The sequence below is a fragment of the Brevibacillus sp. FSL K6-2834 genome (assembly GCF_038592925.1).
GTDB classification, from domain to species: Bacteria; Bacillota; Bacilli; order Brevibacillales; family Brevibacillaceae; genus Brevibacillus; species Brevibacillus borstelensis.
In genome coordinates, this window is the sequence record NZ_CP151945.1 from 3,655,981 (window position 1) to 3,671,190 (window position 15,210).

Consider the following 15,210-nt stretch of genomic DNA (forward strand, 5'->3'; position numbering starts at 1 on the left):
TTCCCGGCTGTTTTTTATTTTCCGGCTGTTTTTGTCCACATTTGCCGCTCTTTCTAAAAGGAGAGACAGCAGCCTTCCCCGCTCTGCTTGTTTTCTCATAAAAATAGAGCACAACCCTTCTTTTGGGAGGAATGCCCGATGGACCAACAAGTGTTTATCCATTTTGTAGCCGGGCCAGCCCGCCAATCTTATCTGACGCATCGCATCTTCCCCTCGATCACGATTGCCCAGGCCATTCTGGAATCCGGCTGGGGCAAGCACGTTCCAACCGATGCCGCAACCGGCCGCTACTCCTATAATTTGTTCGGGATCAAAGGAAGCGGACCAGCCGGTTCTGTCACGGTCAACTCCCGGGAGGTGGAAAATGGCCAGACGGTTATTCGCCCCTCTGCCTTCAAAGCCTACTATTCCTATCAACAGTCCATCGATGACCACGCTTCGTTTTTGCTTCGGCCCGCGTATAAGCGTGTCATCCTCGCATCCACTCCCACCGAAGCCGCACAGGAGCTGCAAAAAGCGGGCTACGCAACGGATCCGGCGTACGCCGAAAAATTGACCAACCTGATACGCACCTACCATTTGACACAGTACGATCAATTTGCCCCCGAAGAGAAGTCCGTCCCCGAGTGGAAGCAGGAGCTGGGGCTGCGCGCATTAAAAGAAGGCTTGATCACCTCACCGGAATGGCTCGGAAAGCTGGATGAACCGATGCCGGCCTGGGCTGTATTCGCTGTCGCTCTGCGCCTTTTGGACAAACAGAGAAATATCCCTTAGCGAATGCAAAAAAAGGCTCTCCCAAAGGTGAAGTGACCCCAAAAAGTTAGACAGTCATTTTAATTAAGCAGCAAGTAAGGTTTGAGTTCGGTATTGCACTGGACTCAAGCCTTTTAATTTTGCCTTGATTCGTTTGTTGTTGTAGTAATCGATGTATTTTGCTAACTCTTGTTTAAAATGTTCAATGTTTTCAAACTCCTGCATATATAAAAATTCCGATTTTAAGATACCAAAGAAGTTCTCCATTACAGCATTGTCATAACAGTTTCCTTTTCGTGACATACTCTGCGTAATGTTCTTTTCTTTTAATGCCTGTTGGTACTTGCTCATTTGGTAATGCCAGCCTTGATCCGAGTGAATAAGCAGCTCGTCTTCATCTGTTAGTCGTTTAAAAGCTTGGTCCAGCATCGTTGAAACAAGAGAATACCTTGGTTTTGAATCAATCGTATAGGCGACAATTTCTCCGTTAAATAAATCTAACATTGGCGATAAATAAAGCTTTTCGCCAAATAATTTAAACTCCGTAATATCCGTTACCCACTTCTGATTTGGCTTGTCTGCGTGGAAGTTGCGATCCAAAATATTCGGCGCCACCTTTCCAACTTCCCCTTTATAGGAGCGATATTTTTTCATCCGAACCATGCTTTTTAAGCCTAACTGTTTCATCAATCGCTGTACTTTTTTATGGTTTACCTGATGTCCTAGATTCTTGAGTTCATCCTTAATACGACGGTATCCGTAGCGTCCTTTATGTTCATGGTAAATCGCCTGAATTAATGTTTTTAATTCAGCATGTTTATCTGGACGGCTGAAAGTTTTTACATAGTAATAATACGTACTTCGTGGAATACCCGCGAGTTTAAGTAGCGCTTTTATAGGAAATTCGGTCCTTAGTTCAAATACTACTTGCGCTTTGTCTTGCTTTGTAATTTTTCCTTGCTTTGAACTAAGGCATTCAACTTTTTTAAGTAAGCATTCTCCATGCGTAAACGCTCTAATTCTTCCTGCAGTGCCTCGACTGATCCTTCAACAGGTGTTCCTTTCTTGTGTCTCTTCTTCATGGCTGGACGCCCCTTTTTCTTTGAAATGAGAGCGTCTATTCCTTGTGATTGAAATTGCATTCTCCATTTTCGAATCAATCCAGGAGAGGTGATTCGAAAAATGGCGGCTGTTTCATTCGGAGACGTCCCATAAGTATTCATATAATTGAGTACGTCTAGTTTAAACTGTACCGAGTAACTTGTATAGGATTTTACAAAGGCTTTTTCACCCTGATGCTCGTACTGCAACACCCAGTTTCTCACCATATAGTCAGATGCACCAATGGACGCTGCGATCGAAGCATAACTCTCCACACCTTCTAAGTATCGTTGAACCGCAGCTAACTTAACATCCCCACTAAATTTAGTCATAAAAAAACTGCACCCCCAACTGTTGAATATGTCCAACAATTGGGGTGCAGTTCAAGGAGAGCCTTGCCTTATGCGTACGTTGATCAAATCAGTTGAGATCGCGACAGCGAATAAAATCTGCCATCAACCATCCGAATCCCCAGATCAACACAGTATCTCAGTCCCTGTGTCACTCCATAAAGAATCCATTCTGAAGACCGGTGGTTAATATCAAAGTCTGTATACAGATCTGTGCCGTCATTACGAATCTCGTTGCGGTCCGTCACATCGAAGAGGCGGAGTACAAATGGCAGTTCGGCAAATGGAATCGCGAATTTTCGCTCGACTTCCTGCTCAAACTCTTTTGTCATTTGCCATTCGGCCAAGATCGAATGCTCATCTTGCCAGGCAATGGTTATACTCGGGCCGTCAATGTCGGTGGATGACCGCGGGGGATTTGTCTCCATTCGCTCCCATCGTTCCTTTCTCTCATGTACTTGCTTGCGGATTATGAAAAAACTTGTGTTTTGTAATCATTATACCACGTTAACAAGTCATGTGGAAACGCATCCAAGCCAGATAATTTTATCTGCCCACGGAAAAACTGTTTTCCCCTACTGTTACATACTGATCAAACTTTTCGGTTTTCATCTGCACCTGCACTTTGTAGGTCCCGTACTGCTCAAGCTTGGTGGAGACAAACGGTTCCGAGAAGTAGAAGCTGTTTCCGTTTTGAGTTGAGAATTTCCAGACTTTACTTTGCTCCACTTCTTTTCCATCCGGTCCAATCAATACTACTTGCATGCGCAAATCCTTTGCCGAAGGGGCTTCGTCTACTTCGACAAAGACGTTAAACGTGCGAGGGACATCCTTGTCGCTGTACCCTTTGATCGGGTTGCTGAAGACGACATTTTTATTGCGGCTTTGCTGAACTCCCTCAAGAACAAGCACATTCACATTAGGCTTGATAATTTCCATTTTGCCCGAGCGCTGATCGTACTCTGTGAATCCACCCAAGCGATTCACCAATTCTTCCATGGAAGAAGCCGTAGACCCGGGCAGATCGCTTACAATGCGCTCGCCGCTCAGAAAAATGCGCATTGCGCCTTCGCCCAAGGCCGTACTCCCTACACCTGCAACCGTCAGCACCAACAGGGCAGACAACCACCTTTTTTTCATGACTCAATCCTCCAGTATCGTTGCGCTTCAGCGCTTGTTTTCCTCAGTGTTTCTTTCCATATTCTTATACGCCCAAGCAAGCAAATAGTTGTGGTGCCCCGCGAAGTTTTTTCTGCGATATCCACAAAATCCACATCATCCACAGCTATGGCCTGCTTGGCGGGAATAGGCACGTCACATCATGTCCAAACAATAGAAAAACGACCCCCAAGAGGTCGTTTTCCTGCTTTTATCCACATGTTTTATCCGGTCATGCCTGCTGATCGGAGAGCCATGTAAAATATCGGGTCACTACGTCGATGGCGACTTCAATCGCCTGCTCATCCGGCTCGATCTTGGAGTGGTGAAGTCCATAAGGGGTATCCGCTCCCAGCCAGAACAGGAATCCGGGAATTTCGGTCAAGAAAAAGCCAAAATCCTCACCGGTCATCGCTTCCGCGCAGTGTACAAGGGTGACGTCGGGCAGATTTCCCCTCACCCAGTCCATAAACTGAAGGGTCATTTCCTCGTGATTGTACACCTGAGCATAGCCGCAGCCGTAATCGATCTCGGCCTTGCACTCGAATCCCGCTTCCACCCCTTTGACCAGGGCTTCAATCCGGTCCTTCACCCGGGTCATGGAATCGGTGGAAAACGTCCGGATCGTCCCTTCCAGTCTTGCCTTCTCCGCGATGATGTTCTGCCGCGTACCTCCCTCAATCTTCCCGACCGTAATGACAGCCGAATCCAGCGGATCAATATTGCGGGAGATGACCGACTGCAGCTGGGTCACCAGATGGCTTGCCGCGACTACCATGTCGTTTGCCTTATGCGGAAATGCCGCGTGTCCGCCTTTTCCGACCAGATCAATCATCAATTCGGATGTGTTGGCAAACAGAATGCCTGGCTTTGTCGCGATATGGCCTACGGGATACTCTGGAGCGATGTGCAGGGCAAAAATGCAATCCGGCCGCCATTCTCCAAACTCCTCGCTCTCCATCATCGGCTTGGCTCCGCCAGGTCCTTCTTCTGCAGGCTGGAAGATAAAGAGGAGATCGTCGTCAATGGGATGATGGACGAAATGCGTCAGAATGCCGAGGCCAATCGCCATGTGCATATCGTGTCCGCATGCGTGCATATACCCTTCGTGCCTGGAGCGGAATGGATAGGAGGTCTCTTCCGTGATGGGAAGCCCGTCCATGTCCGCGCGCCAGGCGATCGTTCTTTTCGGATTGCGGCCTGCCACTTTTACGAGAATGCCTGTCTTCCATGTCTTGAGCTCAAACCGCTCTGCAGGGAGCTGCTCCAGATAATCGAGCAGGTAACGCTGTGTCTTGAACTCCGCGAACCCGGGCTCGGGAATTTGATGCAGATCTCTGCGGATACGGACAAACGTCGAAACACTCACGCTGCTACGCCTCCTTTCCGGCCGCCAACTGGCTCATTTCGCGGGTGAAGGCTTCCATAAAACGATCGACATCTCCGCGGGTCAGCGTAAGCGGCGGGAGCAAACGGACAATGGTTTTTTGCGTAACATCGACCAAAATCCCCTCCTCCAGCAAATTTTGCTGAAGCCGGCTTACTTCCTCCGGTGAAACCGAGAGCGGGATTCCCACCATCATTCCCTTTCCGCGAAGCGATTGCAGCTGCTCAGGAAAGGCTGCCCGCAGATCTTCCAAACGATCCCACAGGTATTGCGTCACATCCTGCAATTGACTTTGGAACGCTGCGTCCAACAGTTCGTCCAGAACTGCATTCCCCAAGGCGGCAGAGAGCGGTGACGGCGCAAACGTGGTGCCGTGATCACCCGGCTTGAACAAGTCTTGCAGTTTTTCGCCTGCGATGACACCCCCGAGCGGAAGCCCGCCCCCTACTCCTTTGGCAAAAAGAATGAGGTCCGGTGTCACAGCAGCGTGTTGAAAAGCGAATAATTTGCCTGTCCGTCCCATTCCTGTCTGAATCTCATCCATTGCAAACAAAGTGCCTGTCGCCTGGCAGATCGCCGCCACTTCCTGCAAATAGCTTTCAGCCAGAGGGACGACACCGCCCGAGCCCAGCACCGGCTCCATCAAAACGGCAGCAGGACGGCGTTCCTCACAGACAGCGCGAAGCTGATCAATGTCTCCTGCCTTCAGCTCATAGACCGGAAAATCGGGCTGAGGAAAATCCTGATAGACGTGAGGCTGTCTGGTCAGGCGAAGAGCTCCCAATGTCCGGCCGTGAAAGCTGTTGGACAGAACCACGATGCCTGAGCGTCCCGTACCTTCGGCAGCCGTCCATTTGTGAATCAGCTTGATAGCCGCCTCGGTCGCTTCTGCTCCGGAATTGGTAAAGAAGACTTTCCCCGGGATGGTATGCTCGATCAGCCTCTGCGCCAGCTTGATCGCAGGGGGATTGAGGAAAATATTGGAGATGTGCAAAAATTGCTCCCCTTGCTCCCGCAGGGCCTGAATAATCCGCGGGTGAGAGTGGCCGAGCACGTTTACGGCAAGTCCGGTAAACAAATCGAGATATCCCTTGCCATTCGTGTCGTAGAGGTAATTTCCCTCGCCCTTGGCGATAGCGATCGGCAGTCTTTTGTACGTAGAGACGATGTATTGTTGATCAAGCGAACGCCAGTCCATGCCTACCCTCTCCCTTACAGCTGTCTCAGCTCCTGCTTGATCTCCGTCTTGGAGCGTGTCTTTTCGTCGATTTGCTTGATAATGCGTGCGGGCGTACCAGCTACTACCACATTCGGCGGAACGTCCTCGATAACGACAGCTCCTGCGGCTACAACGGAGCCTTTTCCGACGCGAACCCCTTCCAAAATGACCGCATTTGCTCCTACCACGACATCGTCTTCGATAACGACCGGAGACGCAGATGGCGGTTCGATCACGCCGGCAATGACAGCACCTGCGCCGATGTGGCAATTTTTCCCGATCGTTCCGCGTCCGCCGACGACGACGTTCATGTCGATCATGGTGCCTTCTCCGATGACGGCTCCGATGTTGATGGAAGCTCCCATCATGATGACGGCGTTGTTGCCGATGCTCACCTGGTCGCGAATGATTGCGCCTGGCTCAATGCGTGCCTGAATGTTTTTTGTATCCAAAAGCGGAATCGCAGAGTTGCGGCGGTCGCTCTCCACTACATAATCCGCGATTTTATCCGCATGCTGCTCCAGAACAGGCTGGATTTCCTTCCACTCCCCGAAAACGACTCCCGTGCCGCCGTTCAAAAAGGCTTTTGCGCTGGGACCGAAGTCGATGCCGTCCAAATCCCCTTTGAGGTATACCTTTACAGGCGTTTTCTTTTCGCTTTTTTGAATAAACGAGATAATTTCATTGGCATCCATCATGTTCACAGTACTTCTCCTCCACTTTTCTTGAAATGAATGTAGAAAAAGCAATGAGTGCAAACGCTATACTCATTGCTTTTTGATACCGGACAAGCAAACGTAAATAGCGCTCCATAAGAGAAACTTCTCCTATGACAGGATGATCATTATTCACGAGCACCCCAGCCCTGCCGCCAATGGGGATGCGGCCAGAACTTCGGCGCTTTGGCCTTTTCTCCTCTTCCCTTTCCCCATTCCTGATGAAAAGAAGTACTCATCCGCAGCGCGCCTCTATTTAGAAGGCAATATGCAATTGTTCAGCTTTACTTACCCTGTACTGTACCAAATTCCGTACCCGGTGGCAACTGTTGAATCGAGAGTGGGCCGCTCCTGCTGGACGGCATTGTCAGCGACTCCCTTTTCCCTCTTTTCAACAGTCCTGATTCATGCTAAACTTTCCATCCACCCTATATGTGAATAGGAGGCTGAACCTGAAGATGTTTGCACCTTCTGCGTTTCTTGTTCGTCCCTTGTCTGCAAGCGATGCCCCTGCCCTGGCCTCTTTGCGGCAACAAAACCACCAATTTCTGCAGCCTTTTGAACCCATCCGCCCCGCTTCTTTTTACACAATTGAAGCGCAGTACCAGCAGTTGGAGGAGGCAGAGCGAAGCTTTCGCGAAGGGACAGGCTATTCGTTCGGCATTTTCGTCGGCCCTGATCAAACCCTCGTCGGCCGCGTCAACCTCTCCAATATCGTGCGCGGAGCCTGGCAAAACGCTACACTCGGCTATTTCCTCGATCAATCTCATAACGGCAAAGGAATAATGACCAGAGCAGTAGGAGAAGTCATCCGATTTGCGTTTACCGAAGCAAAGCTTCACCGGGTTCAAGCTGCGGTCATGCCGCGCAATACAGGCTCGATCAAGGTTCTTGCGAAAAACCGATTTCGCGAAGAAGGACTGTCGCTTCGCTATTTGCAAATCAACGGTAAATGGGAGGATCACCTGATCTTTGCCATTACCGCCGAGGAGCTGGAGACGACGTAGGAGCGGCAGCATCACTTAATCTGGACGGTTGCAATTCAGAAAATCGGTTCAATAATTCGGTTCGGCGTTTGGCTGGGCAATTTGTTCGGCCGATTCGGCCATTTGGGCTTTTGTTCACACTACAGCTACGCCTCCGTGCCAAGCCGCTCGAGAATCCTTCTCTTGCGATACAGCATCATGCCCGTCTCCGCCACGTCACGGACAGACGAGCGATTCAGATAAGCGCCGAAGAGCATTCCCGCGACCGGTACGATCTGAAACAGCTTTTTCCACCCGAAATTTTCCGTGTAGGTCACCACTACCTCTCGCCAGCCCTGAAGCTGAGAGAGTACATCCCGCTCTTTGGAAGGATTGTCGAAAGAAGACAGCTCCTCCAGGATCGCCTGCTTTCCTACAATATCCGAGGAAGCGAACTGCAGACATTTGACAATAAACAGCCGCTCCCGCTTGTCCTGCGGATCATAGCCGTAGCAAATCGCCATCTCCTGCAGTACCTTTAGCGAGGTGCCCAGCAGCAGAGGAATGTCGATTGCAAGCGTAAAGATGCCGCCAAAGCCTGTGGTGGCTCCTTGTACGGCTGCAAAGGTGGCACGCGACTCGCTCAGCTCTGCGGCGATTTTATCCATTTGCGCGAGTGGACGCTGATTGATCGGAAGCGTTTCTAGCGACTGCTCGTCCTTCCTCGGGAACGCTTCCTGAAAGCGGGTGTGGATATCCTGCTCACGTACCAGGTACTTCCCTCCGTTCTCCAAAAAGGCAACCAGTTCGTCGACGGCTGTGCCAAGTTTGTCCCGCACCACGTTTGGCGTGATCCGGTCTAGAAAGACAAAGGGGAGGCGCCCAAGCTTTTCCCAAAACCACAGATCGTTCTGGTCTGATTCCCATTTCCTTACCTCATCCAACTTACGGGTTAGTGTCACTCGATCTTCAAGCTCCACGATCCGTTCAACCCCTTTGCCGTTTATCGCGTTTCTTCTGCTTGTTTACGAGGCATCGGGTCCGCAAGCATTCCTTTGCGAATGCTTCCAACTCCGAGAGTGAATCAAAACCCGAAAAATCCTCAATTTCTTTTACGACTCCCAGCTTGAGATGTTTCACTTTTCCTTCTTCCATGCGAAAGCCAAGTTTGTAGAGGATGCCCCACTCTTCCTCCGTCATTGCCGTTCCCTCCCTGATCTTTCTTTCCCAAATCCTCGAAGCACGTCAGAAAAAATTAGGAAGGTTCAGGGTTTTTTCCTTTGCGAAGCTCGGTTATTCCCTCCTTGCAGACACCGTAGGATAACCACGAGCACCCTTCGCATAAATGGGCCAAATCATCTGGGGATACTCTCTCGCGTGTCCTTTGCACGAGTTCCGACTTGAGATAAACCTCCCCTGGCGTGATTCCCAGGTGCCGAAACACATTTTGATCCAGCGTTTGGACATGCTCCTCCGAATCAGGAGCCGCTTCGCAGCGCGTCGATCCTTTATGAGGACAGACTTGACACGTTTCATCGAATCCTTTTACGACTTGAATCGGAAAGTCTTGCTCATTGTCGCGGATTCTCTCTACAATCTCCCCCATTTTGACAACAAAGTCAGGACTGTATCCCATTCCGCGAAAACCGTGGACACACAGCAAATGATGCCCGCGCAAAACAACTGGTTCCATCCTTCATCCTCCCTTATCGTCTGCCTGAAGGCATTGTTTCGCAAATGCAAATAGAAATTTCCTATTACTTTTATACTTATTATAGATTTGACTAATACCCTTTTTGCTGGTAAAAACAAAGCAAGGAGGGGGTTCACATGACTGATACGCATTCATGGAATTCGCAATTGTACGACACGAAAATGAGCTTTGTTTCCGCCTTTGGCAAAGGCATCCTGGATTGGCTTCAAGCGAAACCGGGCGAGTCTGTCCTCGATATCGGGTGCGGGACGGGCGACTTGTCCCATGAGCTGGCGAGCATGGGGGCCAAACCGACCGGAATTGACTTCTCTGAAGAAATGATCGATGCCGCGCGAAAAAAATATCCGCATCTTCCTTTTTATGTTGCGGACGCTCATACTTATCGTACAACCGAAACCTTCGATGCCGTTTTTTCCAATGCCGCCTTGCACTGGATGAAGCAGCCCGAGAAGGTGGCTGAAAGCATTTGGATTGCGCTTCGTCCCGGCGGGCGCTTCATCGCCGAGTTTGGCGGAGCCGGCAATGTGGAAACGGTTATCGAAAAGATCCGAATCGTGCTAAGCTCAGCCGGCATTGATGCATCTGAAAGAATGCCCTGGTACTTTCCCAGTATTGGCACTTATTCCACTATATTAGAGCATCAAGGCTTCTCTGTCACTTGTGCGCAGCTTTTTGACCGCCCGACTCCCCTGCCTGATGGAGAAAACGGCATTCTTCACTGGCTGAACGCTTTTTGCTCCCCCTTCTTCACCGGGATGTCCGCTGGCGAAAAAAAGGCCGCATATCGGGACATCGCCGAAGAGCTCAAGCCTCATCTGTTTCACGACGGCTCTTGGGTCATCGACTACAAACGGATCAGAGTGGCTGCTGTCAAACCATTTGAAAAGGAGATTTCCTGATGCGCCTTGGCTGTTAGCACGCCCATCACTCCAATATCGCCCTCATTTCTGATGGTTTGTGTATCGACGGTTTGGCGTTGACCCATTTTGTCGACCCCGGCGTCCTGATTCGCTCAGAGCTTTCGGGACATTTTCCCGACGAGGCGTCGAGAGCAAAGATACGGGAACAGCTGCAATGGATCGCCGCATGCGGCGTGGACGCGATTCTCATTACTTGCACTCAGTACATTGCAGGCATGCAGCCTGAAGATGAAAATTGTGTAGAGCTGCCCATCATCAAGCTGGACGAACCATTTTTCCACGACGTATCCAGCTCCTCCGGCTCTCACCGTCTGCTTTTTTCAAACCCTGCTACGATCAAAGGGACCATGGCGCGTTACCATTCGTTCGCACACGTGCGTTCTTCGGAGACAGACGTACGTGCAGAGCTCGTTCCCGACTCATTTCCTTTGCTGATGAGCGGACGAACAGCGGAATACCGCGAAGCCATCTATCATGGCTTGCAAGTATTGGCCAAGCGAGGGGAGCCGGAGAGCATTTCCGTGGCCCAATTGTCCATGGTTCCTGCTGCCGAGCTGTTCGAAGCAAGCACCGGGCGGCCGATCGGCAATCCGCTAAAAAGCTTGCGGGCCGAAATAGAGAGAATCTTGTTTCCTTCATAATTTCATAAAAAACCGCCCGGCTGTCCATGAATAGAGACATCGGGCGGTTTCCCCTTTATTTGCGGTTCGCTCCAGCCTGCTCCGGCTACATTTCTCCGCCGAGCATCATCAAAACTTCATCTCCGGCTGCAAGCCCGCTCTTAATCTCAACAAATTCCGATCCTTCGATCCCAATCTCCACTTCTTTCGGTGTCGGTTCTCCGGACGCCGGATCTTTCACCATGACCTGTCCTTTCCCTTCTTCCAGGACTTCAACAGCCTGCATGGGGAGTCGGAGCACATTTTCTTTCTTCTCTACGAAAATATCGCAGTCCCCGGTCATTCCGTGCTTCATCTCGTTCGTATCGGACAGTTCGATTTTCACAGCAAATCGAACCGTCTTGTCTTCCTTTGTACCTTCTTTTGGCACTTCGATTACTTTTCCTGTAAACGGCTTGTTGCCAAAAGCCGAGACATACACTTCCGCGTGCTGCCCTACCTTGATCGACGGGATGTCCAGCTCGTCCACAGCCGCGATAAAGTAAACCGCGCTCGTATCCATGATGACCGCAGCAGGCTTGCCCGAGTCAGGTGTTTCGCCTGCCGTTACATTGAGCTTGGTAATTACCCCGCTGATTGGCGCCGTTACTTGTTTTTTTGCGATGTCCCGTCGCTTTTGCTCCATCGTCAGCTGGGACTCCTTCAGCGCCAGTTCTTTTTCCTTCAGTTCCAGATCGACGGAGGTCATGTCCATTTTTGCAATGAGCTGTCCTGCCTTCACTTCGTCGCCATTCTCAATCTCGACTTTGCCCACTTTTCCATGCGTACCGGCTACGAGATCGATGTCATCCGGATTCTCGAATGGCGTGGCGATCTGGCTGGCGTACAACGTGCCTTTTGCATCTGTATACTGCACCTCGCCCATGTCCCCAACGTAAATGGCTCCCGGCTTTTTCACGAGCACCTCTACGTCATGCACGCCGCCGACACCTTTTTCCTTGGTTCCGGTCAGGTCGATTTTCGTAACCGTTCCGTCGACATAAGAGAGAGAGGCTACGAGAAATACCTTCACCTGCTGGCCTACCTTAAAGCGTTCGGCCTCGTATGCCGTGAATTTCCCTTTGATTTTCAGATAATCCGTGTTGACCAGCTTTGCCACAATCGTGTCGGGCGTTACCTGATCGCCTTCCTTGATCAAAACTTCTTTGATCTTTCCGGTTTTGTCAGAGAGAATTTTGTCCTTTTTATTTTTGATCTCGGCCAAATCCTTTTGCGCCCGGATGATGTTCAATTCCTGCTTTTGCAGCTCAATGGCAGCGTCCTCGCCGTCAATGCTAAAGAGAGGATCGCCCTTTGAAACGCGCTGTCCCTCCTGCACGAACACCCTCTCGACCTTTCCGCTCAGCTCCGGCTTCACCTCTTCACGGGCCTTGGCTTCCACTGTCCCCGAAGCGAAGATGGCTTTGCTTACTTCTCCCGTCTCTACTGCCGCAGTCGGGAAGGAAGGCGGTTCCTCCTGCGGCTGCTCCGATGCCGCCTCGTTGCTCGTAAACTTCGTATAACCATACACGCTTCCGCCGCCCAACAGCACGAGAACGGCAGAAATGATGATCCACTTTTTCTTTTTGCTCATCGTAAGTAACCCCACATTTCCTTATTCAGATCGAATCGCTTGCAATGCGCTCAAACGGGACGCGCGAATGGCCGGGAAAATGCCCGCCAACAAACCGATAATAAAGGCAAATCCGATGGCGAACAGAGCCAGCCATGTCGGTATCACAGCCAACGTGGTCATTTCCTCTCCTCCGCCGCCAAAGCCCAGACTGTCCATCAGACCGCCTGCTTTGCCGAAATAGTTGACCAATTCAACGGCGCCCCAGGCAAGTCCCAGACCGGTCATGCCTCCAATCAGACCGATGAAGCCCGACTCCATCAAAAACAGCCAGCGGATGTTGTAAACGGTGGCTCCGATTACCTTCATAATCCCGATTTCTTTGGTCCGCTCCAAAATGGACATGATCATTGTGTTTACAATCCCGATGGAAGCGACCAGAAGAGAAATGGCTGCAATCCCGCCGAGAATCATTTGAATCACGAAGAAGAACTTGTTGATCTGCTCCAGTTCGCGGGCAGGCGACCAAACCTCGTAGCCAAGCTTTTTCAAATCGGATACGACGCTCTCGACCATTTCGCGAGACTCGACCTTGACTGTAATCTCATCGAATACAAACTCGTCCTGATTTTTATCGCGCGAGCGCCTTGAGCTGGTGTCACCAAACTCCTCGCCCCTGCTGCGGTTCAGCCAGTCGTTCATTTCCTTTACGAGGCTGAGTGGAGCGTAGACCGCACTTCCGTAGCGGAAATTCTCCGATTTTTGCAGTTGGCCGACGACCCTCACCCTGACGTCTTTTTTCTCCAGCTTCAATTCATCGTCGATCCGGTATTCGCGAGTCAGCGTAATCGTTGCCGGCTTGCCCACCATGTCGAATGGAGCCGGGCCTTCTTCGCCTCCTCCGCCACCACCTCGCCGAGAGAAGTATACTTCCCCTCCTCCGCCGCCACTCTTGTTGGCATTCCTCATTCGGGCTTCCCGCTTTTCTTTTTCCACGTCCCTCATCTCTCGCGGAACGTAATAGGAAACAACAACCTCCTGAGGCGCTCCCGTAAGATAGGTTCCTTTTTCAATTTCGTCCTTCCGGTATGCGGCAGATTCGCGGACGTCGACACCGACCAGCTCGATGTACCCTTCCCTTCGGCCAACCTTCAGCTTGGACTCGCCGCGGATGCGCTTGATCGGCATGACCGCAGCTACGCCTTTGACCGCTTTCAACTCTTGAACAGCCGCCATATTCAGTTTTTTTCGTTCGTCGTCGGGAATCACTCTGTCTTCTTCCGGTATGTAGAAGGCCGGTTCCACGTCGAGCTCTGTCAAGTTCCCCCAGCTCTCCAGGCTTTTTACAGCATTTGCCTTCAAGCCCAAGCTGAGGGCAATCATCGCGACAATCGCTGCCGTACCAATCATGACCCCAACCGAGGTAAGCGCTGTTCGCAGCTTCATGCGCCACAGGTTTCTCCATACAATCCGAAATGAGTCTATAAATTTCACTTTTGTTTCACCTCATACCCTCGATCACGCCGGTTTGGTACGCCTTTGCACGACTCTTCCGTCCTGTAGGTAAATCACCCGGTCGGACTGCTCGGCCACTTCCTGCTCATGCGTAACGATAATAAATGTCGTATTGCTTTCTCGGTTCATCTGCCTCATCAAGTCGAGAATTTCCTGCTCTGTTTTGCTGTCCAGGTTTCCAGTCGGTTCGTCAGCCAGCACGATACTCGGGTTGTTTACCAGGGCGCGGGCGATACTGACACGCTGCTGCTGCCCGCCGCTAAGCTCGTTGGGGCGGTGATCCAGGCGGCCTTCCAGCCCCATTTTCTCCAGGATCTCGGCAGCTCTTATCCGTCTTTTTTTCTTGCTCTCACCTGCAAAAATCAAGGGAAGCTCCACATTTTCCAGCGCGGTCAGACCCGGCAATAGATTGTAGGACTGAAAAATAAAGCCCATGCATTTGCGCCTGAACAAGCAAAGCTCGTTCTCGTTAAAACGGGAGATTTCCTCGCTATTGACGAAAATCTTGCCCTCTTCCGGTTTGGTCAATCCCGCCAGCAGGTTGAGGAGTGTCGATTTTCCCGATCCTGAAGACCCGCACAGCGCGACAAACTCCCCTTTTGCAATGTGGATATTGATGTCAAAGAGGACAGGGACTTTGATTTTCCCGGTTCCATAGCTGTGATTGACGTTTTCGACCGTCAATTCACCCATTCCGTTGGCCATCTTCTGTGTACACCTCTTTTGCTATTACAAATTTGGAAAAATCATCTCATTGTATATAGACGGAGGAGCAGGAAAAATGTAACGATTTTATTTCGTGAAATAAAATTAACCCTTTGTACACACCAAATTCAAGAACTTGTAACACTCCTGTAACCAAATCATTCCAGTTCGCTGATATAATAGGAGCAGGCAAGAAAAACACGAGAGGGCAGAGTGAAGATGAGGATCTATCGCTTTTTGTTTGAAACAGCTACACGTCAATGGATTGAAGTCATTAAAGCTCCTAGCATGTTTGAAGCAGCGAAAGAGGCCAAGAAACTGGCCAGCACAAGGTCAAAAGCAATGGCCGCTCCCATCAGCTTCTCTTTCCATCACGTCGCATCTGTCTAACACATACATAAAGTGGCCATGGTTTGACCGTCCACCTTTTTGAACCGCTCTTCCTCACAGGGAAAGCGGCTTTTTGCGTGTCACC

General features: G+C 50.6%; 17 protein-coding genes and 1 riboswitch. Of the genes, 5 read left to right on the forward strand and 12 right to left on the reverse strand.

Going from position 1 to position 15,210, the window contains the following annotated elements:
• Positions 1-138 precede the first annotated feature (138 nt).
• Positions 139-774, forward strand: coding sequence for a glucosaminidase domain-containing protein (locus NST96_RS18110; protein ID WP_003386332.1), 636 nt, complete (start codon positions 139-141; stop codon positions 772-774).
• A gap of 63 nt (positions 775-837) precedes the next feature.
• On the opposite strand, the gene NST96_RS18115 is transcribed toward NST96_RS18110, so the two are convergent.
• The 6 genes from NST96_RS18115 to dapD all read right to left on the reverse strand — a co-directional run bounded on the left by NST96_RS18115 (position 838) and on the right by dapD (position 6,672).
• A protein-coding gene (locus NST96_RS18115; RefSeq protein ID WP_155808037.1) for an IS3 family transposase occupies positions 838-2,186 on the reverse strand; the annotation gives its coding sequence in 2 pieces (ribosomal slippage) (positions 838-1,742 and positions 1,742-2,186; 1,350 coding nt in all).
• A gap of 83 nt (positions 2,187-2,269) precedes the next feature.
• The gene (locus NST96_RS18120) at positions 2,270-2,632 is read right to left on the reverse strand and encodes a DUF4912 domain-containing protein (RefSeq protein WP_003386333.1); all 363 of its coding nucleotides are present in this window, start codon (positions 2,630-2,632) and stop codon (positions 2,270-2,272) included.
• A gap of 118 nt (positions 2,633-2,750) precedes the next feature.
• Complete coding sequence (locus tag NST96_RS18125) at positions 2,751-3,344, reverse strand: hypothetical protein (RefSeq protein WP_003386334.1); 594 nt, start codon at positions 3,342-3,344, stop codon at positions 2,751-2,753.
• Positions 3,345-3,594: 250 nt separating this feature from the next.
• Positions 3,595-4,731, reverse strand: a complete 1,137-nt coding sequence (locus NST96_RS18130; RefSeq protein ID WP_003386335.1) for an N-acetyldiaminopimelate deacetylase — start codon at positions 4,729-4,731, stop codon at positions 3,595-3,597.
• Between the two features lie 4 nt (positions 4,732-4,735).
• Positions 4,736-5,947 (reverse strand): acetylornithine transaminase, encoded by a 1,212-nt coding sequence (locus NST96_RS18135; protein WP_003386336.1) that lies wholly within the window; start codon positions 5,945-5,947, stop codon positions 4,736-4,738.
• 14 nt (positions 5,948-5,961) lie between these two features.
• Positions 5,962-6,672, reverse strand: coding sequence for a 2,3,4,5-tetrahydropyridine-2,6-dicarboxylate N-acetyltransferase (dapD, locus tag NST96_RS18140; protein ID WP_003386337.1), 711 nt, complete (start codon positions 6,670-6,672; stop codon positions 5,962-5,964).
• Positions 6,673-6,762: 90 nt separating this feature from the next.
• A riboswitch (Lysine riboswitch) is annotated at positions 6,763-6,947 on the reverse strand.
• A gap of 195 nt (positions 6,948-7,142) precedes the next feature.
• Between dapD and NST96_RS18145 the strand changes: the two genes are divergently transcribed.
• Positions 7,143-7,691, forward strand: a complete 549-nt coding sequence (locus NST96_RS18145; RefSeq protein WP_003386338.1) for a GNAT family protein — start codon at positions 7,143-7,145, stop codon at positions 7,689-7,691.
• A gap of 125 nt (positions 7,692-7,816) precedes the next feature.
• Here the strand turns inward: NST96_RS18145 and NST96_RS18150 are convergent, their stop codons facing one another.
• The 3 genes from NST96_RS18150 to NST96_RS18160 are packed head-to-tail and all read right to left on the reverse strand — an operon-like array spanning position 7,817 to position 9,342.
• Positions 7,817-8,629, reverse strand: coding sequence for an EcsC family protein (locus NST96_RS18150; RefSeq protein WP_003386339.1), 813 nt, complete (start codon positions 8,627-8,629; stop codon positions 7,817-7,819).
• A gap of 7 nt (positions 8,630-8,636) precedes the next feature.
• On the reverse strand, positions 8,637-8,849 hold the full coding sequence (locus NST96_RS18155) for a hypothetical protein (protein WP_003386340.1): 213 nt from the start codon (positions 8,847-8,849) through the stop codon (positions 8,637-8,639).
• Between the two features lie 55 nt (positions 8,850-8,904).
• Entirely contained in the window at positions 8,905-9,342 is a 438-nt protein-coding gene (locus tag NST96_RS18160; RefSeq protein WP_003386342.1) for a DUF1284 domain-containing protein, read from the reverse strand.
• 137 nt (positions 9,343-9,479) lie between these two features.
• Here NST96_RS18160 and NST96_RS18165 point away from each other — a divergent pair, with 137 nt between their 5' ends.
• Both NST96_RS18165 and NST96_RS18170 read left to right on the forward strand, forming a co-directional pair.
• Positions 9,480-10,262 carry a class I SAM-dependent methyltransferase gene (locus NST96_RS18165; protein WP_003386344.1) on the forward strand — a complete coding sequence of 261 codons (783 nt, stop codon included), beginning with the start codon at positions 9,480-9,482 and terminating at the stop codon, positions 10,260-10,262.
• Positions 10,263-10,333: 71 nt separating this feature from the next.
• Complete coding sequence (locus tag NST96_RS18170; protein WP_342404275.1) at positions 10,334-10,924, forward strand: hypothetical protein; 591 nt, start codon at positions 10,334-10,336, stop codon at positions 10,922-10,924.
• 85 nt (positions 10,925-11,009) lie between these two features.
• Here the strand turns inward: NST96_RS18170 and NST96_RS18175 are convergent, their stop codons facing one another.
• From NST96_RS18175 to NST96_RS18185, 3 genes are read right to left on the reverse strand one after another with little or no spacing between them, the layout of a single operon-like run.
• A complete protein-coding gene (locus tag NST96_RS18175) occupies positions 11,010-12,536 on the reverse strand; it encodes an efflux RND transporter periplasmic adaptor subunit (RefSeq protein WP_003386348.1) in 1,527 nt (508 codons plus the stop codon).
• Positions 12,537-12,557: 21 nt separating this feature from the next.
• Positions 12,558-14,009 carry an ABC transporter permease gene (locus NST96_RS18180; RefSeq protein ID WP_024984010.1) on the reverse strand — a complete coding sequence of 484 codons (1,452 nt, stop codon included), beginning with the start codon at positions 14,007-14,009 and terminating at the stop codon, positions 12,558-12,560.
• Positions 14,010-14,033: 24 nt separating this feature from the next.
• Positions 14,034-14,735 (reverse strand): ABC transporter ATP-binding protein, encoded by a 702-nt coding sequence (locus NST96_RS18185; protein WP_003386350.1) that lies wholly within the window; start codon positions 14,733-14,735, stop codon positions 14,034-14,036.
• 213 nt (positions 14,736-14,948) lie between these two features.
• Here NST96_RS18185 and NST96_RS18190 point away from each other — a divergent pair, with 213 nt between their 5' ends.
• Positions 14,949-15,125: a hypothetical protein gene (locus tag NST96_RS18190; RefSeq protein ID WP_155807973.1), complete on the forward strand. Its 177-nt coding sequence runs from the start codon at positions 14,949-14,951 to the stop codon at positions 15,123-15,125.
• Positions 15,126-15,210 lie beyond the last annotated feature (85 nt).